The sequence below is a fragment of the Methylovorus sp. SPW-M1 genome (assembly GCF_053848825.1).
Window position 1 is genome coordinate 1,637,092 of the sequence record NZ_CM132626.1, and the last position, 26,113, is coordinate 1,663,204.

Genomic DNA, 26,113 nt, shown 5'->3' on the forward strand with positions numbered 1-26,113 from the left:
TTATTCGCGGACGAGCTGGTAACCCATACGATAAACCGTTTGTATGTAATGGCGGCCATTGGCATAGGCGTCAATTTTCTGACGGATGCTACTGAGATGGACATCAATACTGCGATCAAACCTGGCCAGGGGACGCCCGAGTCCTTGCAAGGAAAGATCGCTCTTGCTGACCACACGACCAGCATGACGTACCAGCACTTCCAGCAGATTGAATTCGGTACTGGTGAGTTCCAGCACATTACCTGACCACTCGGCGCGACGCTGTTCCGGCCACAGGGTCAATGCACCTACCGTAATCTGGACTGGCTGCGCATTATCCGAAGGCTGGGTGCGACGCAAAATGGCGCGAACGCGGGCCACTATTTCTCTGGGGGTACATGGCTTGGGTACGTAATCATCCGCCCCCAGCTCAAGCCCGACGATACGATCAGCATCTTCGCCCTTGGCGGTCAGCATCAACACCGGTGTATTTTTCTCAGCCCGAATGGCGCGCAAGGCATCAATCCCGTTCATCTTGGGCATCATCACATCGAGCAGGATCAGATCATAGGTATCGCGCAAAGCTTGCTCCGCGCCTGATTCACCATCATAAGCGACCGTTGGATCAAAGCCTTCCTGCTCAAGATATTCCTTCAGCATTCCTACCAATTCAACGTCGTCGTCAATCAGCAAGACTTTATTCATGGCGTAAACATCATTCCTCATTTTGATCATTTGATGATGATAACGAGCGAGACATACATGAGACAACGCTGCACCCTGTGTTTTACCTATTTTTACACACAAAACACAGCAGAGGTTTACCTAATTTAACCTCTATTTAACAGAGGTTTACAGACAAAATCGGCAGAATGGCATGGCAGTTGTCGGCGATGATGCCCGACTTGACTTACAGATTCAGGACTTACAAATCAGGAGAGATCATGAACACCAGCACATTATACAAGCTCACACTGGCGATTGGCCTGCTTGGCCTTAGCCTGCCATTATTACTGCAAGCACAGCCCTTGCTGCAGGATCCCCCTGCCCCAGGGTTTCCGCATCATATGGGCCCCGCTCTTCCCGACAACAAGCAAGGCCCCGGCCTGCCACCTTATCTGCGCGGCCTGGATCTGAGCGAAGCCCAGGAAGATCAAATATTCGCCTTGATGCATGATCAGATTCCCGCCCTGCGCGAACAACAAAAACAGCGCCGTCATGCGCTGGATGAGTTGGATGCCTTGGCCAAAGCCCCCACGTTTGATGAGCGCAAGGCGCAGCAACTGGCGGAAAAGTTGAGTGAAATCGAAAAACAATTTGTACTGTCGCGCGTACGCAATGACTTCAAGATCAATGGCATATTGACCGCTGAACAACGCAAGCAATTGGAAGAAACCAAAGCGCAATTCGGCAAACACAAGCCACAAGAGCCCGTAAAATTCACGCCACAGAACAGCAAAAAGCCCGCCTTGACTTTGATCTGATAGCAAAACTGATGTTCTAAAACCCGCTTTATCATGCTGATTTAGCGGGATTTTTCCTTAACATTGTTTTACCCAACTTAACACTTGCAAGTCGAAAAAATGCAGCGCTTTGGCCGATACTAGTCCATGTGGACACGGTATGGTCCTGCCATATCCTTGTTCCACATTGTTCCGGGGGGAGCAGTAAAAACAACAAGGAGAACAATGATGATATCTAGCGTTTCTACATCACAAATTGCCAGTAGTCTGTTTTCAAAACTGGACACCAAAAGTCAGGGCTACATAGAAAAAACCGATCTTGAATCGGCGTTTTCTTCCATCAGTTCAGACAGCAGTAGCAGCAATGTCGACGATCTTTTCAGCGCGCTTGATAGCGATAGCGATGGCAAGATTACCAAGGATGAGATGACGTCCGGCATCGACAATCTGTTGAGCGGGCTAAACAGCCAGTTTGACAGTATGCGCATGCAAGGCGGCATGGGCGGATCAGGCGGCCCGCAAGGCATGCCACCTCCTCCACCTAAAGGCGGCGAAGGCAAGGAGGACACCGGCCTCACCAAGGATGAAATGACCAGCATTGCATCCAGCACCGATGACAGCAAGCTTTCAAGCCTGATGACGGATATCTCCGAGAATTTTGAAGCGGCAGATACCAATCAGGATGGCAAGGTCACCATGCAGGAAGCCATGGCTTACAAGGAATCCACTAACAAAGCCAACGGAAGCAGTTCGGATAGTACCGACTCCACTAGCAGCTCTTCCAGCAACTCAGCCATGAGTCAGATCACGCGGCAAATCCAGCAATTGATTTCTGCGTATGGGCTGAGCGATAGCAACTCTTCCAGCTTGTCGTATTCGGCATAAGCAGGTCTTTGAAGTCCTGAAAACAAAAAGGCGCGGTCGTTTGACCGCGCCTTTTTATATTTCTCAAAATTCATCATATGAGAGGCTGGCAGGTTTACTCCCAGCAGTGCAACATCACAGGCTTTCAAATGCTTCGCACAGCATGCTCAGCATGGTGCCGAAAATAGGCAAGATATCCTCAGGACTGAATGGTGCATTCTCATCCGTGCCGGCGACGACAAACGCCACCACGGCTTTGTCCAGATCCTGCCGGTAATTCATCCAGTGCTCGGCCTCTGCATCCCCGATCAGCTGATATTTATGCTGACCGGACTCAATAATCTCCAGCCACTCATCTTCGCTCAGCTCCACAAACAATGATTTGGCAATGGTCACGGCCGTTTTCTGGAAGTCCGGCTGCACACCTTCATCGCCTAAGGGCAATACGAGATAGGTGTACACCAGCATGGCATAGGCCTGATAGACACTCAGCATGTCAAAATTTTCAACACGTTCATCTGCTGGGGAGCGCTCTGCCAGCTGGATGGCCTTGACAGTGAGATAGCATGCCAGGAAATGCGCAGCATCCTGCACATCACCGTCGTCCACGCTGATGGAGCCGGCATCGCCGCCCATTTCATGCAGCGCAATGCCGTAGAGCAGATTCAATCGTTGAGAATATTGCATGGTGTTTTTCCGTTGATTCAATAGGTAAAAAATTAAGCAGGATTATGCGGCCGGCATGCTTTCCAGCTGTGCCATGACCTCCAGCCAGCGCTCTTCAGCAGTTTCTATCTGCTGCGTCAGCTCAGCCTGTTTTTTCAGTAATTGCTGCAGCTCGCTCTTGTCGCTGGCACTATAAAGCTCGCCATCGGCCAAGCGCGCTTCCAGCGCCACTTTCTTCTGCTGCCAATCGGCCATGCGACTCTCCAGTTGTTCCGCCTCCTTGGTCAGCGGGCGGCGTTCAGCCAGCCTGGCCTGACGCTCAGCTTTGTTCTGGGCCTTATCGTTCTTTTTTACAAGCTCGGTCTGCGGGGGTAGCGCGCGCAATTTGTCCTGCGCCTTCTGCTCCGCCAGCCAGATCCGGTAATCCTCCAGATCGCCATCGAATACCTGCGCCTTGCCATCAGCGACCAGAATAAAACGATCGCAGGTTGCGCGTAGCAATGCCCGATCATGAGACACCAGCACTACGCCACCCTCATAAGCCTGCAAGGCCACCGTCAGGGCATGGCGCATTTCGAGGTCCAGATGGTTGGTTGGCTCATCCAGCAGCAATAGATTGGGGCGCGTCCAGATCAATAGCGCCAGCGCCAAGCGTGACTTTTCACCGCCGGAAAACATCCCGCAAGGCGCACTGGCCATGTCGCCACGAAAATCAAAGCCACCCAGGTAATTGCGATGCTCTTGCTCGCGTGTTTGCGGGTCAAGTCTCAGCATGTGCTGCAGTGGAGACTCATCAGCCCGGAGCTGCTCAAGCTGATGCTGGGCAAAATAGCCTATGCTGAGGTCTTTGCCTTCCACCCGCTTGCCACTCAGGGCAGGCATGCTGTTGGAAAGAAGCTTGATCAGGGTGGATTTACCCGCCCCGTTGCGCCCCAAGAGGCCAATACGCTCACCTGGCCGTATGGTCAGGGCTATATCATCCAGCACGGTCTTGCCTGCGTATCCAGCCGCCATGTCATCCAGCACCAGCAACGGGTCCGGGGTCGCCAATGGTGCACGAAATTCGAAACCAAAAGGACTGTCCGCATGCGCCGCACTGATCAGCTCCATGCGCTCAAGAGCCTTGATGCGGCTTTGGGCCTGCCGGGCTTTGGTGGCTTTGGCGCGAAAACGGTCGATGTAGCTTTGCAGATGGGCGACTTCGCGTTGCTGGCGTTCATACACTGATTGCTGTTGCGCCAGGCGCTCGGCACGCTGCCGCTCAAAATCCGAATAACCGCCGCGATACAGCGTGAATTTCTGCTGCTCGATATGCGCAATGTGATTGACAATCGCATCCAGAAAATCACGATCATGTGAAATCAGCAATAAGGTGCCCGGGTAGCTTTTCAGCCAGCTCTCCAGCCAGATAACCGCATCCAGGTCCAAATGGTTGGTGGGCTCATCGAGCAGTAGCAAATCAGAGCGACACATCAACGCCTGCGCCACATTCAGCCGCACGCGCCAGCCACCGGAAAAATCCGATACCGGACGCTCAAGGTCCGCCGAAGTAAAGCCCAGACCATCCATCAGCTCGGCAGCACGGGCTCGCGCTGCATAGGCACCAATTTCACCCAGGCGCGCATGCAATTCGCCCAGCCGCACACCGTCCTGTGCCTCTTCCGCTGCTTTCACCTCATGCTCCAGGCGCCGCAATTCCGCATCCCCATCCAGTACAAACTCGATGGCCGCATCCGGCAGCGCGGGTGTTTCCTGCGCCACATGGGCGATTACCCAATGCGGAGGAATCTCAAGGTCGCCCGACTCCGGGTGCAGCTCGCCACGCAACATGGCAAACACACTGGATTTGCCCGCGCCATTGGCGCCTGTCAAACCGACTTTATGGCCGGGATGCAGCTGGAAGCTGGCATCTTCAATCAGCACTTTTACGCCACGTGTGAGGTGGAGATTCTTGAATTGAATCAATCTGGTCTCTTTATCTGCTGTGCCTTGTCAAAAGGCCAAAGGCGACATTTTAAATGAATCAGGGTATTCCCGCCTCCGCCATATCCAACAAAAGTGGCGGAAACCCGCTTCCAACGGCCAATTTAATCGCCTAAAGCGTTGACCAATCTGTATTGAAAATGAAATACTCACAGGTTGTTAGCATTGCGGCGCACCGCTCCCTCTATACGTACCGGCTAACAGGTACGGCTTTGAAAGATTATGGTCAAAAAGTCTCTGTTTTGGGTTTACCGATTTACCCTGCTCACCCTGTGGCTCGCCATCTTTGTATTTGCGGCTGCGGTTCTGAGCATGCGTTATCTGGTATTGCCCAACATAGACAAATACCGGGCGGATATCGAAGCACGCGCCACCGCCGCGATGGGCCAGAAAGTCAGCATCGGTGAAATCAAGGCCAGCTGGGATGGCCTCAACCCCCACCTTAGCCTGTATAACGTGGATATTCATGACGCGGAAGAGCGCCCTGCCCTTAGCCTGGGGCATGTGGAAGCAAGCCTGTCCTGGCTCAGCATTCCTCTGCTGGAGCCCAGACTTTCCAGCATCGAAATTTACCAGCCTGAACTGACCATACGCCGCGACGCACAAGGCACCCTTTATGTGGCCGGCATGGCCATGGGCGGCCCTTCGCGGCCACAATTTGCCAACTGGGCGCTGCGACAGTCGCGCATTGATGTGCTGGACGCCAGCGTGATCTGGGAGGACGAATTGCGCAAAGCCCCTCCGCTCAGCCTGACGCAACTGAATCTGCGCGTGGTCAGCCCGGCATGGAAAGGCTTGATAGGCCATCACATGTTTGGTCTGCGCGCCTTGCCTTCCGCCGGTTCATCCGCCCCCATCGACATCCGCGGCAACCTCTATGGCAAAGACATCAGCCAGCCAGAAGACTGGAGTGGCACTGTGTACGCCAAGCTGGAGGGCACAGATATCTCGGCCTGGCGCAAATGGATTTCCTATCCTTTCGACCTTTATGAAGGCTATGGCGCAGCCCGTTTCTGGTTGCAGCTGGATGACGGCAAGCCCAGCAATATTGTCAGCGATGTCATCCTGAGTGATGTTAAAACGCGCTTGTCGGCAAGCAGCCCGCAAGCCACGCTCAACCACCTTTCCGGCCGCCTGAGCTGGGACAAACATAAAGATGGGCAGGAATTTACCGCCGAAAACATCAAGCTCAACACACCTGATGGCCTGGACATGCAAAACGGCAGCATCAGCCTGCGCGAGCGCTGGATCAAGGACAAGCAATGGATTGAAGGTCGCGTTCGCCTGGACGAGATTCTGCTGGACACCTTGAACACGTTCGCAGGTTACATTCCGCTGCCAAAGAACGTGAAGCAAAACCTGCAGGAGATCAGCCCTACCGGCAAGCTGGAAAATGTCGATATCAGCTGGCGCGGCAGCGAGACGATTCCGCAGGAATACAGCTTGCGCAGCAAATTCAGCAATCTTGGCATGCGGCCTTTCAAACAGTTCCCTGGCTTCAGCAATCTCAGCGGCAGCGTAGATGCAGACGAAGATAACGGCACGCTGACGCTGAATGCGCGCAACGCCTCGCTTGAGCTGGAAAACATCATGCGCTGGCCGATTCCGGCTGACCGCCTGAGTGGCGAAGTAAAATGGACCCACAATAAAACTGGGCTGGATATTCGCGTCAAGAATTTCGCCATCGCCAACCCACATCTGGCCGGAACCATCAATGCCAATTATCTGATGAACGGCGTCAAGGGTGGCTATCTGGACCTGAGCGCGAAGTTTGGTCAGGCCGATGCGCAGTATGCCCGCTTCTACTACCCCAAGATTCTCGGCGAACATACGCTGGCATGGCTGGATAGCGCCATCCTGAAAGGGCGTGGTCAGGATATCAATGTGACGGTCAAGGGCAATCTGCATGATTTCCCCTACCCGAATAACAAAACCGGCCTGTTCCGTGTCACCGCAAAAATCAATGACGGCGAACTGGACTACGCCCCGGGCTGGCCCAAAATCCTGGGTATCAAGCTGGATATGCTGTTTGAGGGCAATCGCATGGAGTTGAACGCCACCGATGGCACGATATTGGGAACGCGCATTACGAAAGCCAATATTGCCATCCCCGGGCTGCATGTCGCTGAGCCTGTCCTCAACATCACAGGCGAAGCCAATGGACTGGTCAGCGACGGCATACGCTTCATCAACAATAGCCCCTTGCTGCATCTGGCAGAAGGCTTTACGCCCACCTTGGTAACATCCGGCGATGGCAAACTCAACCTGCAGTTGAACATCCCCTTGCATGACCCCAATAACACCAAGGTAAAAGGGACATACACCATCAAGAATGGCAGCATGAGTGATAAGGAAATCCCCGAGATCACCCGCATCAATGGCAAGCTGGAATTCACAGAAAACGGACTGCATGCGCAGAATGTCAGCCATTGGATTTATGGCGGCCCTGCCGTACTCAATCTGGTAACCAACAAGGATCATTCCGTTCATATCACCGCACGCGGCCGCCTCAATGATGCCGGCCTGCGCCAGGCATTTGGCCCCGGAATGGCAGACCGTATTTCGGGCAGCACAGACTGGAATGGCGATATCCATATTCAGAACAAAATGCTCAATCTGACCATAGACTCAAGTCTGGTGGGTATTACCTCGTCGCTACCACCGCCACTGAACAAATCGCCAGCGGACATCATGCCTTTGCACGTTGAGAAGCGCCAAACAACGCCATCGCAAGATAGCTTCAATGTCGCGCTGGGCAATTTCATCACCGCGAAAATACTGCGCTCCGAGCTGAACGGAAAAATGAAGATAGACCATGGTGACATTGCAGTGAATGCGCCCGCCGAGTCGCCAAGCCAGAGTGCGCAACCCGGCATTAACGTGCGCGCCGTACTGGAGCAGCTGGATGCGGATGAATGGCGTAATCTGGCAGACAAAGCCACTGCCAGCATGGCCACGAGCAACACCCCCAGCATGAATGGCGCCGCTGCCCCGGCTGCCAGCGTAACAAGCGGCAATAGCAGTACTGCCCTGCCGCCGATTGCCAAGGTCGACCTGACGGTTAATCGTCTGGATATTTTTGACAAGCGCATCAATAGCCTCAAGCTTAACGCGCGTCCCATCACTGGCGGCTGGCAGTTGAATGTGCAGAGTCATGAAATGAATGGCGACATTCAATGGCTGAGCGCAGGCAATGGCAAGGTCATTGCCCGGCTGAAAAACCTGATTTCCCCCAGTTCCACACCGAATACCGCAGAGCTGCGCACCCAGGGTGATTTCAAGCAGCAGGCGCAGCAATACCCGGCTCTGGATATCGTGGCGGAAAACTACGAAATGGGGAACAAAAAGCTTGGGCGCCTAGAGCTGCAGGCGAGTGAACAGAATGATGACTGGAGCATAGAAAAACTCAAGATCATCAATCCGGATAGTACCCTGACTGCCGAGGGCGAATGGCATAACTGGAAGCGTAACCCCAATACCCGCATCACCCTGAACTGGGATATCAAAGATCTGGGCAAGACCCTGGAACGCTTTGGCTACCCCGGCACCGTCAAGGGTGGCGAAGCCGACCTGACTGGTCAGCTGAAATGGCCAGGCAGTCCACATGAGTTCAACTCTGCCGGCTTGAGCGGCAACTTGCAACTGGATGCGCGCCACGGGCAGATTCTGAAAATTCAGCCTGGCGTTGGTCGTTTGTTCAGCATGCTGAGTCTGCAAAACCTGCCGCGCCGCCTGACGTTTGATTTCCGCGATGTCTTCAGTAGCGGCTTTACCTTCGATAAAATCGGCGGTAGCGTCAAGATAGACAAAGGCGTGATGCGCAGCGATGACTTCCGCATGGAAGGTCCAACCGCACGCGTGGATATGCGCGGTGAAACCGACCTGCAGAAAGAAACCCAGCACCTTTACATCAAGGTCACGCCTTACCTGAGCGACAGCTTATCCATAGCGGCGCTGGCAGGTGGACCGGTGGTGGGCGCTGCCGCGTATGTTGCGCAAAAACTGTTGAAAGACCCGCTGAACCAGTTGGCGGCTGACGAGTACGAAATCGGCGGAACATGGGATAACCCGCAGGAGCTCAAGGGCGATAGCCGCACTCGTGCTCCTGCCAGCCCGGCGGCGAGCCCGCTCGGCAAGTAATCAGGCTTGCAGACCAGGTGTCAAGGATGGGCGTATCCTGTGTAAAGCGCCATGAAAAAGCAGTGCCCATAAAGTATCATCCATAAAAAACGATAATATTGTTCGGAATCAAGATGGCTATCAAATCTCGCGCAAAAGTAGTGAAATCTAGCAAACCTGCTGCTCCAGCTCCAGGTAACGTCCGGGTCGCAGCCATTCAGATGGCCTCGGGCCCGAATGTCTCCGCCAACCTCAGCGAAGCAGAGCGACTGATTGAAATCGCTGTCGCCCAGGGCGCCAAATTGGTGGCCTTGCCGGAATACTTTGCCATCATGGGCATCCGCGATACCGACAAGGTAGCCGCACGCGAAAAAGAAGGCAGCGGCCCGATACAGCGCTTTTTATCCAAAATCGCCAAGAAGCACGAAATCTGGCTGATCGGCGGCTCCATTCCGCTGGAATCCTCCACCGAAGACAAAGTCCGCAATGCCTGTCTGGTGTTTGATGACAAAGGCAAGCAAGTCGCACGCTACGACAAGATTCACCTGTTCGGCCTCGATCTCGGCAATGAGCATTACCGGGAAGAAACGACAATCGAAGCAGGCGATAAAGTCGTAGTGCTGGACTCCCCTTTCGGCAAAATCGGCCTTTCCATCTGCTACGACCTGCGCTTCCCTGAGCTTTACCGGGCCATGAAAGAAGTCGATATCATCATGGTGCCATCGGCCTTCACCGAGACTACGGGCAAAGCCCACTGGGAAAGCCTGGTGCGGGCGCGTGCTATTGAAAACCTGAGCTACGTCATCGCCCCGGCGCAAGGTGGCTACCATGCCTCCGGCCGTGAAACCCATGGCAACAGCATGATTGTGGACCCTTGGGGAGTGGTGCTGGACCGCTTGCCGCGTGGTTCTGGTGTGGTGATCGCCTCGGTGAATGCCGGTTATCAGGCCAGCCTGCGCGGCAGCCTGCCAGCGCTGAAACACCGCACCCTGTAACCAGCTCACCTCACCACAGACTGCGTTTTAAAGATTTACGCTACAACTTATCGCCTGAACACAGGCTTTAATGAGTCACAATTGCAGAAAATACGTAACAGGGGAACTCTGCTCCCCTGTTATATTCTGACCTATAGTCCCTTAGAGAGTAACGGCCATGAAGCCTGACCAGATACCCAGCAGTTCCAGCCCTTTAGCCGGCAGCCATTTTGACACCGCCACCGAAACGCTCTTGCAACCGAGCGGCCTCGATGTTGCCGCCTTGCAAGGCGTGCTGGGCAATATGATGTCGCACAAGGTGGATTATGCCGACCTCTACTTTCAGTACAGCCGTGCCGAAAGCTGGGGCCTGGAAGAAGGTCAGGTCAAATCCGGCAATTTCAGCATAGACCAAGGCGTGGGCGTGCGCGCCGTCAGTGGTGAAAAAACCGCCTTTGCCTACTCGGACGACATCAATCTGCCTGCCCTGCAGCAAGCAGCCAACGCCACCAAGGCCATTGCCGCGATAGGCGCCGAGCAAGCAGGTAGCGCGATTCAACGCATTGATGCGCCACAACTCTATATTCCGCACGACCCCATCGCCTCACTCAGTGCCGAAGCCAAAGTGAAGCTGCTGGAGCGCCTGGAAGGCTATGCGCGCAAAGCCGATCCGCGCATTACCCAGGTCATGGCATCGATTGCGGGCGAATACGAAGTGATCATGATTGCTCGCCACGATGGCATGATGGCTGCCGATGTGCGTCCTCTGGTGCGCCTGTCGATTCAGGTCATCGCAGAAGCCAACGGCCGGCGCGAGCAAGGCTCGGCTGGCGGCGGTGGTCGTTTTGACTATGCGTACTTCACCGATGAGGTGTTGCAGGATTACGCCCAGAAAGCCGTGCATCAAGCCTTGGTCAATCTGGAAGCGCGCCCTGCTCCCGCTGGCAGCATGACAGTAGTACTGGGTTCAGGCTGGCCCGGTATTTTGCTGCACGAAGCGATTGGGCACGGCCTGGAGGGTGACTTCAACCGCAAGGGCAGCTCTGCCTTTAGCAACGCGATTGGTCAGCAAGTGGCAGCCCGTGGCGTGACGGTAGTGGATGACGGCACGATTTCCAATCGCCGCGGCTCGCTCAACATAGACGATGAAGGCAACCCGACCCAGCGCACGGTACTGATCGAAGACGGCTACCTCCGTGGCTACATTCAAGACAGCCTGAATGCACGCCTGATGGGCATGCCGATGACGGGCAATGCCCGTCGCGAATCCTATGCCCACATTCCCATGCCGCGCATGACCAACACCTACATGCTGAATGGCAACATGGCCCCGGAAGAGATTATCAAGTCGGTGAAAAAAGGCTTGTATGCGGCCAACTTTGGCGGCGGTCAGGTCGACATTACCAGCGGCAAATTCGTGTTCTCGGCCGCAGAAGCCTGGATGATCGAAGACGGCAAACTCACCTATCCCGTCAAGGGCGCCACCCTGATCGGCAATGGCCCTGAGGTACTGAAGCGCGTATCGATGATAGGTAATGACATGGCGCTCGACAGTGGCGTCGGCACCTGCGGCAAAGAAGGCCAGAGTGTACCAGTAGGTGTCGGCCAACCCACACTTCGCATCGACGGCTTGACGGTAGGCGGAACGCTTTAATATGATGGAGGCAAGGCTTACCCGCCTTGCCTCCAACGCAGCGCAAACGCTGCATGCATCATGGAAGTCCCTCTTAACGAAAGGAACGGAAATGGCTGTATCGAAAGCAACTGAAGAAAAGAAACCCGCCGTCAAAAAAACGGCTGCGAAACCAGCAGAGCCTGCTGCCAAAAAAACCACCCCTAAAAAAACGGCCACAGCCAAGGCTGCTTCGGCAAAAACCAAATCCTCCCCACGCAAGATCAGCGCAGAAGAGCGCTACAAAATGACCGAGGTTGCCGCCTATTTCCTGGCGGAACGCAATGGCTTCAAAGGCAACCCTGTCGAATACTGGGAACAGGCGGAAGCACAGATCAGCCAATTGCTGGGCTAAGCTTCAGCCTGACTGGCTTTAACCAGCAGGCTGGTCTGTGGATACATGAACTGGAATAGCTGCGACAAACTCGCTCCGCAGCATTTCCTTCTTTTTGAATCCACCCTCTGATGCATTAGCCTTAAGGCCGTGTTCTGACCAAGCCATGAAAGGCTTAAGCCCTTGTATAGTGCCGCTTGCATAGCCGCAGCTTGCCGCAAGCGGCTATAATGCATTTGTTATTCATTCATTTGCGGTTTTTTCATGCAGTTTTCCCTGCCCATTCCGGCGTCTGGCTCCTCCGAACGTATCAAACCTTTGCCAACCGGCCTCGACAGCCTGGCCCTGGCAGAACTCGCGCGCGAGCTTAAACAAAAGCCTGAGCGCACACCGCTGGTGATCCTGTGTGCGAGCGCATTTGAGGCTCAGCGCCTGCTGGAAGAGATGCCGTGGTTCGCCGCTGACCTCAGCGTGCATATGATGCCGGACTGGGAAACCCTGCCGTATGATCACTTCTCACCGCACCCTGACCTGATTTCAGAGCGTCTGGCCACCTTGTACCAGATCAGCCAGAACACCTGCGATGTCATTATCGTGCCGGTGTCTACGGCCCTGATCCGGGTGCCGCCCAATGCCTATCTGGCCGCGCATACCTTCATGCTGAAGAAAAACCAGCGTCTGGATCTGGAAGCCTTGCGCACGCAATGCGCCGAGGCGGGCTACCACCATGTCAGCCAGGTCATGAGCCCGGGCGAATTCAGCGTGCGTGGCGGGCTGGTTGATCTGTTCCCCATGGGGAGCAGCCTGCCCTACCGCCTTGATTTATTCGATGACGAAATCGAAAGCATCCGCACCTTTGATGTTGATACCCAGCGCAGTGTTTATCCAGTTAGCGAGATACGCCTGCTGCCCGCACGTGAATTTCCGCTGGATGAAGCAGGCATCAGCCGCTTCAGACAGAATTTCCGCGAAACCTTTGAAGGCGACCCTTCACGCAGCCGTATTTACAAGGATGTGAGCAAAGGCATCGCCAGCGGTGGCATTGAGTGGTATCTGCCGCTGTTTTTTGAGGAAACAGCGACGGTACTGGATTATTTGCCGAGCTCTGCCATTCTCTGCATGCACGGCAATATCGATCATGCCGCCCAAGGCTTCTGGCGTGATGCACAATCCCGCTACCGCCAGCTGGCGCACGATCCTGAGCGGCCTATCCTGCAGCCAGAGGTATTGCTGCTCAAAACCGAAGACTTTTTTGCCCGCACCCATGCCTGGGGCCGGATTCAGCTCACCACAGAAACCGCTAGCGGCTTGCCCGCGCTGGAGATTGAGCGCCGCGCCGATCACCCCCTGCACAAGCTGCAGGAGTTCATCAAGAAATACAAAGGCCGTATCCTGATTGCCGCTGAAAGCCTGGGGCGTCGCGAGACCATGGCCCAGCTATTCAGCGATCATCAGGTGCCGTTTTCTGCCTGTGGCGATGGCCATGGCAACTCCTGGGAAGAGTTTCAGCAAGGCGATGCACGTGTGATGCTCGGTGTCGCGGCATTGCATGGCGGTTTTGTCGCCGATAAATTCTGCATCATCACCGAAGCCGAGCTTTATGCGGCCACGGTGCGCCAGCAGCGCCGCCGTGAAAAGGAAAAATCACGCAATACCGAAGGCATGCTCAAGGATTTATCCGAGCTGCGCGAGCAAGACCCCGTGGTGCACGAACAGCACGGCGTGGGCCGCTACAAGGGCCTGGTCAATCTCGACTTTGGCGAGGGCGAAACCGAATTCCTGCTGCTGGAATATGCAGGCGATGACAAGCTTTACGTGCCTGTTTCGCAGTTATTCCTGATCTCGCGCTACTCGGGCGGGCCACCGGAATCCGCGCCCCTGCACAGACTGGGTAGCGGCCAATGGGAAAAAGCCAAGAAAAAAGCCCTCAAGCAAATCCGCGATACGGCGGCTGAGCTGCTTAACCTGTATGCCCAGCGCGCCGCACGCAAAGGCCATGCCTTTACCCTCACCCTGCAGGATTACGAGGCCTTTGCCGAAGGCTTCCCGTTTGAAGAAACGCCGGATCAACTCTCCGCCATTGAGGCAGTCATCAGCGACATGCAATCCGGCCGGCCGATGGATCGCCTGGTGTGCGGCGATGTGGGCTTCGGCAAGACCGAGGTCGCCTTGCGCGCTGCGTTTGTTGCGGTCATGGGCGGCCGCCAGGTGGCCGTGCTGGTGCCAACCACGCTCCTAGCCGAACAGCATTACAACAACTTTGCCGACCGCTTTGCCGACTGGCCGATCAAGATCGCCGAAATCTCGCGCTTCCGCACCGCGAAAGAGCAAGCGGAAGCGATCAAGGGACTGGAAGACGGCAATATCGACATCATCATCGGCACGCACCGCCTGATCCAGAAAGATGTGAAGTTCAAGAACCTTGGCCTCGTCATCCTCGATGAAGAGCACCGTTTTGGCGTGCGCCAGAAAGAACAGCTGAAAGCCATGCGCGCCGAAGTGGATGTGCTGACACTCACCGCCACCCCGATTCCCCGCACGCTATCCATGGCCATGGAGGGCCTGCGCGAGTTTTCGGTTATTACCACGCCGCCGCAAAAACGCCTGGCGATCAAAACCTTTGCCACGCATTACTCCGAAGGCATCATCCGCGAAGCCGCCATGCGCGAATTCAAGCGCGGCGGCCAGGTGTACTTCCTGCACAACGAAGTCGACACCATTTTCGTGATGAAAGAAAAGCTGGAACGCATCCTGCCCGAAGCCCGTATTGGCATTGCCCACGGCCAGCTGCGCGAACGCGAACTCGAACACGTCATGCGCGACTTCTACCAGCAACGTTTTAACCTGCTGCTCTGCACCACCATTATTGAAACCGGCATTGATGTGCCCACCGCCAACACCATCATCATGAATCGGGCCGATATGTTCGGCCTGGCGCAGCTGCATCAGCTACGTGGCCGTGTCGGCCGCTCACACCATCAGGCCTATGCCTATTTGCTAACGGACCCAGACCGCAACATCACCCCACAAGCGCAAAAGCGCCTGGACGCGATTCAACTGCTGGAAGACCTTGGCGCCGGTTTCCACCTGGCCATGCACGACCTGGAAATCCGCGGCGCAGGGGAACTGCTGGGCGACTCACAAAGCGGCGAAATGCAGGAGATCGGATTTTCACTCTACTCCGACATGCTGAACCACGCAGTAAAACAACTAAAAGCTGGCAAGGAACCGGACATCAACGCCCCACTGGGCGTCACCACCGAAATAAACCTGCATACCCCCGCCCTGCTGCCGAATGACTACTGTCCCGATGTGCACGAGCGACTGGTGCTTTACAAGCGTCTCGCCAACTGCGACAACGACGACGACCTCGACACCATGCAGGAAGAGCTGATCGACCGCTTTGGCATACTTCCCGAACAAGGCGAAGCCCTTATCGCCTGCCATCGCCTGCGTATTGCCGCCAAGCCGCTCGGCATTACGAAAATCGACGCCAGTGATAGCGCCATTCAGCTCACGTTTAGTCAAAGTAGCGAGCTTGATCCAACCAAACTGGTCAGCCTGCTACAGCGCGACCGCCGCTACCGCATGAATGGGCCGGACAAACTAAGGATGACGGTGGAAACCCACACGATTAAACAACGGAGTGAATTGATTGAAACGCTAATCAAGGATCTAAGTTGAGGCATAATCGGCTTTACCCCAACCTTGATAGCCAATAAAAACACTACAGGCCGCAGTTGCGGCCTGTAGCGTTTTTAACTCATGAGGACTCGTCGAAAGATCAGAGCCTGCTTTTAAACTGCCTGTAACCCAGAATCATCAGAATACCCATGACCAGAAGGATCACGGCGTTAGGCTCGGGAACAGCGCTTACGGTGGGGGTGGCCATTTCGAAAGAGGAGAAGGCTCGATTGCTTACCGTCAGGGAGTTGCTCCAGCTATTGGCGACTGCGGTGCCGATGAAACTGCCGCCGCTACCGGTGATGGTGGCGTCTGTAGCAAGAATACTGGCGGCGAAGCTGATGTTGCTTAGGTTTACCGTCGTCGCGTCATAGAAGTTGAACAGCACGTTATAGCTGCTGAAACCTGACCAACCGCCACTCAGGCTGATATTGCTGCCGGAAACGTTGATGATCAATGTGGCGTTGGCGAGTACATTGGCAAAGCTCCAGTTGGAGATGTTGGTGAGGTCACTGCCATTCACGGAAAAGTATTCGACGCTTGAGCCGGTGCCTGTCAGGTTGCCGGTGCTGCCATAGCTATAGCTGACGGTGCCCGTAGAGGCGGTTGAAGCGAGTTTGTCGGACAAAGCTGAAAACGATGTTTTGGCCGCGGCAAAGTCAATGGGAGCACCACTGCTGGAATAGTTGTTGTAATTATCCCATTGAGGTTTGTTCACTGCACCGCCGACCCAGGTGGTTCCATTGACACCGCCATAAGATTTGGTGAGGTTTCCGCCTACGACCAATCCATAGGGGTTATTGGCAGAGTTGCTGATGGTGGATGTGCTGATATCTGCATTGCCACCCACAGCAAGGGCACCTCCGATAGAACTCCAGCCTGTACTTTTGTAGCTATCAAATACGAAAACGTTATAGTTGCTTGCTACGCCAAGATCCACTTTTTGGGCGACTGCATGCTGTGAAAAAAGTGCAGCGGCCATGACGACCATACTTACTAACTTCATTTTTGCTCCCTTTGGCAATGGGCTGATACATGTATGCATAATATAAAAAGCAATTACCAGGCCATATTTGATATGTAAATTTTATGCATAATCCCTTCATGCGTTACCGGTATGATACAAGCTCCAAATTTAAAACGATGTTAAGGCCCTCACACGATGCTCGAAAAACTTATAGCCATGGTGGCTTCATGGATCATTTTGGTCATTTCAACCCTGGGTTATGGAGGCGTAGCATTGCTGATGGCCATTGAATCCGCATGTATTCCCTTACCATCGGAGATCATCATGCCGTTTGCGGGGTATCTGGTTTATACAGGGGAGCTGACGTTGTGGGGCGTGGCCTTGGCGGGTGCAGTGGGCTGCGTGATTGGCTCTATTCCAGCCTATTATCTGGGCATGTATGGCGGCCGCCCACTGGTGCACAAATATGGCAAGTGGTTACTGATTTCGCACCATGATCTCGCATTGGCCGACCGCTGGTTTGAAAAACACGGGGAAATCACCATTTTCATCGGCCGCCTGCTACCCGCGGTGCGGACGTTTATTGCCTTTCCGGCAGGGATTGCCCGCATGAATATGGGCAAATTCATTTTCTACACCTTTACCGGCTCTGTGCTTTGGTGCGGCCTGCTGGCCTATGCCGGCATGAAGTTTGGTCAGCACTGGGATCAGCTCAAGGTGTATTTCCACGAATTTCATATCGTACTGGTGATCGCCGGGGTTATTTTCCTGGTGTGGTATGTGCGCCGCCACTTCAAGGCGGTACGTCGCAGTCACCATCATCACGATTAAAGCCGAAAGACTTTTGCAGATCAGAGCGTGGGCGCACTGCAACCACATTCTGATCTGCCTGACTCGCGCTTGATAAAGCCGCTAAATCAGAAAAGCTGATCCTCAGCAGCTAGTTCCACCAGCCTCCCCAGCGCCAGGAAGAAAATCGCCTTGCGTACCAGAGTTCGCTGATCAGCAAACAGACTGGCGTAGTTATCCAGTTGCAACCGGTAGCGCGCCACTTGCGCCCTTAACTGCTCCTCGCTGATGTCAGCCGGTAGCGCCACGGTTTTGTAATCGATAATCCAGCGCACGCCATTTTCCATAAACGTACGGTCCACCACATAGCGCTTCAGCTCGCTGGCATCGGCATAGCTCCAGGCCACTTCGGCATCCGCGTCCTCGCGAGCCTGCAATACCCACTGACCATCTGCGCTGCGTAAAGTCGTCAGCAGCAATTGCACCACCACAGCGGCGGCACCATGTGCCTGTGTTTCGGCATGGCCCTGTTGCTGCAACCAGCGCTGCATGGCAGGCAAGGCCTGGTGTATGCGCGCCTCTGTCCAGGTAGCCAAGCCTTGGCGCGCCATCAGCTCAAGATAACGGTGAGCCAGCGTACCCATATCGGCCTCCAGGCTGGCCGCCAGGCTGAGCGACTCACTGGCTTCGCCTGGGTTCCACAGCGGCGTAAAGGGCGTGGCGGTTTGCAAAACGGCGGGCATCTGCGGCTGTTGCAGCCTAACCAGCGGCGGCACAAAATCGGCAAGCGTGGCTTCGGCCTGCGGGCTGGTCTCGCTAACGTCCTCTGTTGCCAAGGCCTCGGCAAACTGCAGGGCAACTTGCGGCCACAGCAATTGCAAAAAGCTGCCAGACGCCGGACGTGGTTCGCCCTTGGCATTGATCGTGGCGGTGGCAATAAGATGCAGACGGCGCTCGGTACGCGTGGCGGCCACATACAGTACACGGGCATCTTCGTGCTCAGCGCGCTCTTTTTCCAGCAACCGCAGGTAATCATAAGGCGTTGGGCCGTCATCCAGCCGGGCACCCTTGGGTACAAAGGGCGCGGCCACCAGTTCCACGCTGCTGCCCTGCTCTTCATCCGCAATCGCAACTTCTTCCCACAGCAGCAAGGGGCTATCCTGATTCCCCGTCTTGCGCTCAAGGCCGGGCAAAATCACGGTATCAAACTCCAAGCCCTTGGATTTGTGGATAGTCATTAGTTGCAGGCGACCATCAGCCGCCTCGTCAGCGGCGGCATAGAGTTTCTCGACTTCCTCCGCCAAGCGTGTTGGCGTGAATTGCCCCTGATTGTCCAGCTTGTCCACCAAGGCAAAAAACGCCTGCACGTCCTGCACATCGCCCGGCTCCCACAGGCACCATGGCCCGCCCAGCATCAGCCAGGCGCTATGCAACCAGCGGCTTACGGGCAGCCGTCCCTGCTGTGCCAGCACTTCCTGCAAAATGCTGCGCACATGCAACGCGCGCTGGCGACCATCTTCGCTCATGGCCGCCAGGCGTGCATCCTGCTGCAATAAGCGCCAGATGGTGCTGCGATGATCACTCGCCGCCAGCACATGCATGTCCGCCAGCGTGAGCCCGCACCAGGGCGCACGCAAAATAGCCAGCCAGTTCACGCGGTCCGCACGATGATGCAAGGCATGCGTGAGCGCGAGCAGGTCCTGAATGATCTGGCGCCCGGCCAGGGCTTCAATTTCCACTGCCTGGAAACGGATATCGCGATGATGACGGCGAATATCCGCCACCAGATGCTCCAGATGGCTGCGAGCGCGCACTAAAACCGCGATACGACGCTGCGGATGAGCGGCCCACTCTTCGCGGATCAGCTTGACCATCAAGGCCGCTTCGCGCGTGCGCAATTGCTCATTGCTCTCATCCGTGCCCTGAATAAGCGGATGCATCACAACACCGGTATCGACCTCGTCTGCACGGGTAGCCACAAACGGGCGATAGCGAATGGCGCCACGTGCAATGCTGTCCTCCCGCGGGAACACTTTTGCGAATGCATGGTTGATCCAGTCCACCACCGGCGGGCAGGAGCGGTTATTACGGCACAGCTGCAATGGCGTCAGGTGAATATCGCCTATGCCCTCGCGCGCCACTTCCAGAAACAGGCCGACGTTGGCCTTGCGGAAGCGATAAATGGATTGCATGGGGTCGCCCACGGCAAACAGCGTGCGGCCATCTCCCGCTTCCCAGCCGCGCGTCAGGCGTTGCAGCAGATGCACCTGACCAGGGCTGGTGTCCTGAAATTCATCGACCAGCAGGTGCTGAATACGATAATCCAGCCGCAAGGCAAGATCGCTGGGGGCATCGGCATCATCCGCCAGGGCATTCAAGGCACGCTGTGATATCTCGACAAAATCGACTTCACGCGCCTCCTGAAATACAAACCACAGCTGAGCCACGGCCAGGTTAAGCAATTGCGCCAGGGCCGACACCACCTGCCAGCTCTCCTCCCCTGCACGCAACTGCGGCAGGCACCGCAAGCGGCACAAGGCAGCATCGGCACCAGCTGTGGCTTGCAGGGCGGCGATCAGCTCCGCCAGCTGTTCCTTATAAGGTTTGGATTCAGGGACCGCGGGGAAGCCGGTATTGACGTTGACGGTTTTGCGCCAGCTATCCTGCCCGGTAAACAGGAGCTCACAGGCAGCCAGCCACATCGGCAAGGCATTCGGAGTGGCGGGCATGGGGGTTTCCCAATCGCGCAGCAGGGCAATCGGCGCTTCACATGGCAGGTTAGTAGCGGCATAACGCGCAATCGGCATCAGCACCTGCTGCAGTCGCACCGGGAAAGCGGCCAGCGCTTCCTGCATGTCCTGCGTAATCAGATGTTGCAAGGCGGCCTCGGCCAGATCGCGGGTATCGGTGCGATTGGCATACGGCAGCCACTGATCGCGCTTGGCCAGCATGTCGGCCAGCAACTGGGTGAGGCGCAAACTGTCGTTATCCACATAGCGCAAGGCTTGCGTCACCGCATCGCTGCTGCCATCGGCCAGATCCAGCGTGCGCTCGGCAGCCAGCTGATAATAGGCGGAGGCATCTTCTGTGACCGCCGGTTGCGCGCCAAAGCGGCTCATCAGCGGCATCTGCCGTGCAAGATGGCTGCTCAGCGAGTCAATGGTAAAAATACGCAGGCGCGCCGGGTTTTCCAGCAAATGCCAGCCGCGCTCCGCGGCGTGCTGCAAAGCATCCTGACCCAGCGCAAAGGTCATCTGCTTGTGTGGCTGTGGCGGCCGTTCACCACTGGCCGCCATCAGCAGGCTGTCGAGAATACGCGCCCGCATCTCGGCTGCCGCCTTGTTGGTAAAGGTAATGGCGATGATTTCTTCCGGCTCGCGCACGGTGGTCAGTAGCTTGAGGTAGCGCTGGGTTAGCAGCTCGGTTTTACCGGCACCTGCTGGGGCCTCAACGATAAAGCTTTCCAGCTCCAGGGCACGACAACGGCTTTCGTCATCCTGCGCGAGCAGATGCTCTTGCAGCACGGCTTCGTCATTCAGCATATTGTCACTCATGCGCGGGGCCCCAATTGCCGGGCCTGCAGGCGCTCAAATTGCAGTTGCCGCTCGGGCAATCGCAGCAAGGGCAACACTTCGCAATACCTGAGCTGCAAAGGATCCGCCACCCGCACTGCGGCCTCGCCGGATTTGAGCTCGCGGGCAATTGCTTGCAGGCTTTCGCGCCAGTGATCGAGCAAGGTATGCCAGTCGGCAAAGCGTTCGGCATCAAAAATATCGCGCGCCTTGCGATCATCCAGTGTCATCAGCGCAGGCAGGATTTCCTCACCGGCAATCCCGGAAAACGCATGCTCTTCGGTGCGCACCATGGCAAAGCTGACGGCTGCCACCTCGCCATCATCGAGGCTGAATGCGGCATAGACCGGCAGTTGTGGCTCGGTAATGCGCGATTCCGCCCAGTTGCGGATATCCGGCTTTTGCCCGGTTTTGTAGTCCATGATAAGTACGCGCCCATCCGGCAGCTGGTCAATCCGGTCCAGCACCAGCCGGATTTCCACGCCTTCAATCATTACCTTGGTGTCGCGTTCGCAATCCAGCACAGTGAAATCCACTTCGCGCGTTTTTTCAAAGGCCAGCCAGGCGCTGACCAGCTTGATCAGGCGCTCCTGCTCCAGCTGGCAAAACGCAGGCGACAGCGTTTCGTCGCGTTCGGCTGCAAAGTCCTGCAAGGCCTGTTGCGCGGCTTCTGCCAGCGCCGCATTCAATTCTTCGGCATCCAGCGCCTGCAAATAAGCGAGGTCGCGCCCCTGCCAGAAATGCTGTAACACGCCGTGCACCAGCGTGCCGCGCTCGGCGGGCTCAAGCCCGTTCACCGGGGCTTTGAGCTCACGCGCGCCAAGACGATACTGGTAATACGACCATGCCGGGCAGATGGCCTGCGCTTTCAAAAGGCCCGTGCCGCCAGACACATGCTCGCCCTCGCCCACCGCCGGTGCCATGTGGTCGTCCAGCACTTGCAGGGCTGCGTGTTCGCCATGCGCCAGTTGCTCAGCCAGGGTCTGGGCTTTGGCCCAATCGCCATCGAACACGGGGATATCGCTCAATATCGGACTCGCGCGCAATTGCCGTTCGCCATCTTTCAATGCGCTGGAAAACACGATCAACGGTGCGGTATGCAACAAGCGCTGATGCAGAATGCGGGCAAACGCCGTTTGCACCGCACTATCGGCATTCGGCACGCCAGCGGCGCGCTGCACCGTGGCAGGAATAAGGGGGTTAGGTCTGGGTGGTGGCGGCCATACATGATCATTCATGCCCATCACCCACAGCGCATCCAGCGGGGCAGGAGCGCCTTCCAGCATACCCATCACCTGCACGGGCGGATCGCCACTAACCTCGGGCTGGAATATCTGCTCCCGGCAGAGCTCGCCCAGACGCTGCAAGGCCTGCATGCCATCAAGCGTATCGCCAAACACATCCAGCCGTGCCAGGGCTTGCAAGCTGCGCGAAAAGGCGCGCTGTGCCTGGAATTCATGGCTGGAGATACTGCGCTCGCCCGGCCACTGCAAGGCAGCCAGCAATTGCTCAAATGCGGCGGCCCACAACGAAGGTAATTGCCGACGCGGCTGCGCCTCACGCACTGCCCAGCCAGCCCGTAAATCTTGCAGCAGTTGACCTATGGGCAGCGGGTTTTCGCCTTCCTGCAGGCGCTCTATCAGGCGTAACAAACGCATCATGCTGACCGTTTGTGGCAGCCATTGCCGCATGCGGCTATCCAGCTGGGCTCGGGCGTCCGCCTCGCCCAGACTGGCCGACCAATAGGGATTGAGCAGCAACACGGAAAAATCCTGTTGCTCTATGCGTTGCTGCCAGAAGATACGAAGCAAGGCCAAGGCGGCATGCACCACCGGCTGCGTATTCAACGGCAACCCCAGGGAAAAGTCATAGGCACGATCCGCCTCCACCAGGCCGGGGCGTACGGTAACGGGGTGCAGCACCTCATCCAGCAATGCTGCAAGTCGCGTGCGCAGTTTGCCGAGCTCAGGCACCACCAGCCCCAGACGCGCTTGTGGGTTTTCATTCAGCTGCTGCGCGACCCAGGCGACGGCTGCGCGGCATTCGGCCTCCTGCGTCTCCAACATGGCATGCTGGGCGTGTCCGGGCTGCGGCAGCAAAGTGGCATGATTGCTGAGCACCACGCCGCGCTGCTGCAACAGGCTTTGCAGACGCTGTTCCTGCGGGCCCAGCCGGTCAAATCCGGCAAAGGCAATACTGGCAGGCAAAGACAGTTGGCCGCGCTCCAGGCAATCCAGCTGCCATGCCATATAGCGCACAGGCTCCAACCAGCCAGATTGGCGGCAACGCTGCACAAAATGCTCGCGCCAGCTCAAAAACTGGCGACTCTCTTCCGTGTGGCCGCCCGGCGGAATCTGCAGCTGCCATTCAAACATCAGGCGATGCGCCTCCATGGCGGCTTGCGCCATGCCGGGCACATCAAACAAAGCGGCAGCATTGTCATTCGCCAGCGCCTCTTCTATCACCTGCTCCCACAACATGCGTTCCTGCAGCTCACTGAGCACGCCCTGTGGCGCCGTGGCCACATCCACCTCGCCACTGAGGATGGCTTGCTCGGTGACATCATCCAGCCATTGCTTGAGCGTAAGGGTGGGAAGAGGCTGCCATGCCGACAATCCGCTGGCATGCTGACGGCGGTCATGATGCAAACGCAAGCTGCGTGCGAGGCGGGCCGTGGAGCAAAGGATCAGGGCGGGAGAATCAGGCATGTAAAAGATGGAATCAGATGGGCAATTAACCGGACTCAAGGTTAACATATAGGCCACTTAGATGGCGCGAACCGATATGGCAGACCAGAAAAATTACATTACGCCGGAAGGCTACGCCACCCTCAAGGCGGAATTCGAACAGCTTTATAAAATTGAGCGCCCCAAGGTCGTGAGCGATGTCTCGTGGGCGGCGAGCAATGGCGACCGCAGCGAAAACGGCGATTACATCTATGGCAAACGACGGTTGCGCCAGATCGACTCGCGCTTGCGGTTTCTGATGAAAAGCATGGACCTGGCCGTGATCGTCGACCCCAAGGAACAGCAGTCGCTGGAGAAAGTGTTTTTTGGTGCCTGGGTATCGCTTTACTCACTGGAGCGCGACATCGAACACCATTACCGCATCGTTGGTCAGAATGAGCTCGATCCAACCCGCGGCTATATCAGCTGGATTTCGCCGCTCGCGCGCGCCATGCTAGGCAAGCAGATTGGCGATGTGGTTCGCGCGCAGACGCCCGCCGGTGAGGAAAGCTACGAAATCATCGATATCCGTTACAGCCCGCCGGAAAGCTGAGCGGATACGCACGCATGACAGACAAGCGACAACGCTGGGATATCTTCTGCCGCATCGTCGATAACTACGGCGACATCGGCGTCTGCTGGCGGCTGGCACGCCAACTGGCCCATGAATATTCACTGGATGTCAGGCTGTGGGTTGATGCCTTGCCGGTGGCGCAACGTCTGCTGCCAGCGCTGGATACACAGCTGTCAGAACAAGTGCTGGATGGGGTCAACATCGCGCACTGGTCGCCAGACTTCCAGTTTGACCGGATAGCCGACGTGGTAATCGAGGCCTTTGCCTGCGAGTTGCCCGAGTCCTATATCGACGCCATGGCGGCGCAGCCGCCGGTGTGGATCAACCTGGAATATCTCAGCGCCGAAGCCTGGGTGGAAGCGTTCCATCTGCAGCCCTCCCCTCACCCCCGACTTGCGCTCAAGAAGACGTTTTTCTTCCCTGGCTTTACGGAAAACACCGGTGGGCTATTGCGCGAGCGCCACCTAACGAAAGAGAGAGATGCCGCGCAAGCTGGCTCTTCTACCACGTTCAGGGCCATGGCAAGCCCTGCCAATGCCCTGCGGGTTTCCCTGTTTGCCTATCCGCAAGCCCACATTGCTGGCTTGTTCAACGCCATGGCGAATGGCGATAGACCCGTGGTGTGCCTGATACCGGAGAGCAGCCTGCTGGCGCCTGTCAGCCAGTTTTTCGGCGCAGAAACACTCCAGCCTGGCGATCATTACTCGCAAGGTGCACTTAGCGTGCATATCCTGCCGTTTCTCAGCCAGGCGGAGTATGACCAGCTCTTGTGGTCGTGCGACCTCAACTTTGTGCGCGGTGAAGACAGCTGGATCCGCGCCATCTGGGCGGGACGCCCTTTTATATGGCAGCCCTATATCCAGAGCGAAGACACGCATCTGGTTAAACTCGAAGCGTTTTTGCAACGCTACCTGCCGCCTTTGGAAACAGCTGCGGCAGATGTCTGGGCCACGTTTCATCGGCAATGGGCACAAGGGCAACTGGCAGCCGACAGCTGGCCCCGGCTGGTGCATGCCTTGCCCGCCATTCAGCAGCATGCCAGCCAGCAATCGCAAGCCCTTGCTGCACAAGACGATCTGGCGGCCAAGCTGGTGATTTTTGTGAGAAATTTTCAATAATCTAGGGTATAATTCGCGGCTTTTTACACTTCACCCTTTTTAAGGTCGCAGGACAACACATGAAAACAGCTCAGGAACTTCGCGTAGGCAACGTATTTATGGTGGGTAACGATCCCATGGTCGTACTCAAAGCCGAATACAGCAAATCGGGCCGCAACTCTTCCGTGGTCAAGATGAAATTCAAGAATCTGCTCACCGAATCCCCGAGCGAAGCGGTTTACAAAGCCGATGACAAGTTTGATGTTGTCGTGCTGGAAAAGAAGGAAGTGAGCTACTCCTACTTTGCTGATCCGATGTACGTGTTCATGGATACCGAATACAACCAGTACGAAATCGAAGCCGAAACCATGGCCGATGCGCTGAACTTCCTGGAAGACGGCATGCAATGTGAAGTGGTGTTCTACAACGGCAAGCCTATCTCCGTTGAGCTGCCTAACTCCGTTGTTCGCGAAATCACCTACACCGAGCCAGCGGTCAAGGGCGACACCTCCGGCAAGGTCATGAAGCCAGCCCGTATTTCCACCGGTTTTGAATTGCCAGTGCCTTTGTTCTGTGACATCGGCGACAAGATCGAAATCGACACCCGTACGCTGGAATACAAAAACCGCGTCAAGTAAGCAATACACAGC

17 protein-coding genes are annotated in these 26,113 nt (G+C 56.2%); 11 read left to right on the top strand and 6 right to left on the bottom strand.

Annotated features, from left to right (window positions below; all coding sequences use genetic code 11):
• Entirely contained in the window at positions 1 to 684 is a 684-nt protein-coding gene (locus tag ACWWD9_RS07685) for a response regulator transcription factor (protein WP_015829986.1), read from the bottom strand.
• 239 nt (positions 685 to 923) lie between these two features.
• On the opposite strand from ACWWD9_RS07685, the gene ACWWD9_RS07690 reads away from it, so the two are divergent.
• Entirely contained in the window at positions 924 to 1,463 is a 540-nt protein-coding gene (locus ACWWD9_RS07690) for a Spy/CpxP family protein refolding chaperone (protein ID WP_455866659.1), read from the top strand.
• A 204-nt stretch (positions 1,464 to 1,667) separates the two neighbouring features.
• Entirely contained in the window at positions 1,668 to 2,327 is a 660-nt protein-coding gene (locus ACWWD9_RS07695; RefSeq protein ID WP_455866660.1) for an EF-hand domain-containing protein, read from the top strand.
• Positions 2,328 to 2,441: 114 nt separating this feature from the next.
• Here ACWWD9_RS07695 and ACWWD9_RS07700 read toward each other — a convergent pair whose 3' ends face one another.
• Entirely contained in the window at positions 2,442 to 2,993 is a 552-nt protein-coding gene (locus ACWWD9_RS07700) for a hypothetical protein (protein WP_013442108.1), read from the bottom strand.
• 42 nt (positions 2,994 to 3,035) lie between these two features.
• Positions 3,036 to 4,937 (bottom strand): ATP-binding cassette domain-containing protein, encoded by a 1,902-nt coding sequence (locus ACWWD9_RS07705; RefSeq protein ID WP_455866661.1) that lies wholly within the window; start codon positions 4,935 to 4,937, stop codon positions 3,036 to 3,038.
• A 240-nt stretch (positions 4,938 to 5,177) separates the two neighbouring features.
• Here ACWWD9_RS07705 and ACWWD9_RS07710 point away from each other — a divergent pair, with 240 nt between their 5' ends.
• From ACWWD9_RS07710 to mfd, 5 genes are all read left to right on the top strand, one after another.
• A complete protein-coding gene (locus ACWWD9_RS07710; RefSeq protein WP_455866662.1) occupies positions 5,178 to 9,095 on the top strand; it encodes a YhdP family protein in 3,918 nt (1,305 codons plus the stop codon).
• Positions 9,096 to 9,208: 113 nt separating this feature from the next.
• A complete protein-coding gene (locus ACWWD9_RS07715; RefSeq protein WP_455866663.1) occupies positions 9,209 to 10,069 on the top strand; it encodes a carbon-nitrogen hydrolase family protein in 861 nt (286 codons plus the stop codon).
• Positions 10,070 to 10,226: 157 nt separating this feature from the next.
• Complete coding sequence (tldD, locus tag ACWWD9_RS07720; protein ID WP_159355707.1) at positions 10,227 to 11,702, top strand: metalloprotease TldD; 1,476 nt, start codon at positions 10,227 to 10,229, stop codon at positions 11,700 to 11,702.
• A 91-nt stretch (positions 11,703 to 11,793) separates the two neighbouring features.
• Entirely contained in the window at positions 11,794 to 12,075 is a 282-nt protein-coding gene (locus ACWWD9_RS07725) for a DUF2934 domain-containing protein (protein ID WP_455866664.1), read from the top strand.
• A 243-nt stretch (positions 12,076 to 12,318) separates the two neighbouring features.
• Positions 12,319 to 15,738 (top strand): transcription-repair coupling factor, encoded by a 3,420-nt coding sequence (mfd, locus tag ACWWD9_RS07730; protein ID WP_455866665.1) that lies wholly within the window; start codon positions 12,319 to 12,321, stop codon positions 15,736 to 15,738.
• A 100-nt stretch (positions 15,739 to 15,838) separates the two neighbouring features.
• Here mfd and ACWWD9_RS07735 read toward each other — a convergent pair whose 3' ends face one another.
• Positions 15,839 to 16,744 carry a choice-of-anchor A family protein gene (locus ACWWD9_RS07735; RefSeq protein WP_455866666.1) on the bottom strand — a complete coding sequence of 302 codons (906 nt, stop codon included), beginning with the start codon at positions 16,742 to 16,744 and terminating at the stop codon, positions 15,839 to 15,841.
• Positions 16,745 to 16,900: 156 nt separating this feature from the next.
• Between ACWWD9_RS07735 and ACWWD9_RS07740 the strand changes: the two genes are divergently transcribed.
• Entirely contained in the window at positions 16,901 to 17,536 is a 636-nt protein-coding gene (locus ACWWD9_RS07740) for a DedA family protein (protein ID WP_015829977.1), read from the top strand.
• 86 nt (positions 17,537 to 17,622) lie between these two features.
• On the opposite strand, the gene ACWWD9_RS07745 is transcribed toward ACWWD9_RS07740, so the two are convergent.
• Positions 17,623 to 21,048, bottom strand: coding sequence for a UvrD-helicase domain-containing protein (locus ACWWD9_RS07745; RefSeq protein ID WP_455866667.1), 3,426 nt, complete (start codon positions 21,046 to 21,048; stop codon positions 17,623 to 17,625).
• Complete coding sequence (locus ACWWD9_RS07750; protein ID WP_455866668.1) at positions 21,045 to 23,774, bottom strand: PD-(D/E)XK nuclease family protein; 2,730 nt, start codon at positions 23,772 to 23,774, stop codon at positions 21,045 to 21,047. Before ACWWD9_RS07750 ends, ACWWD9_RS07745 begins: the two co-directional genes overlap by 4 nt.
• Before the next feature lie 76 nt (positions 23,775 to 23,850).
• Between ACWWD9_RS07750 and greB the strand changes: the two genes are divergently transcribed.
• Genes greB through efp form a run of 3 tightly spaced genes read left to right on the top strand, consistent with a single transcriptional unit; the run spans position 23,851 to position 26,101 of the window.
• Positions 23,851 to 24,345 carry a transcription elongation factor GreB gene (greB, locus tag ACWWD9_RS07755; protein ID WP_041370008.1) on the top strand — a complete coding sequence of 165 codons (495 nt, stop codon included), beginning with the start codon at positions 23,851 to 23,853 and terminating at the stop codon, positions 24,343 to 24,345.
• A gap of 14 nt (positions 24,346 to 24,359) precedes the next feature.
• Positions 24,360 to 25,484: an elongation factor P maturation arginine rhamnosyltransferase EarP gene (earP, locus tag ACWWD9_RS07760; RefSeq protein WP_455866669.1), complete on the top strand. Its 1,125-nt coding sequence runs from the start codon at positions 24,360 to 24,362 to the stop codon at positions 25,482 to 25,484.
• 59 nt (positions 25,485 to 25,543) lie between these two features.
• Positions 25,544 to 26,101 (top strand): elongation factor P, encoded by a 558-nt coding sequence (gene efp, locus ACWWD9_RS07765; RefSeq protein ID WP_013442094.1) that lies wholly within the window; start codon positions 25,544 to 25,546, stop codon positions 26,099 to 26,101.
• Positions 26,102 to 26,113 lie beyond the last annotated feature (12 nt).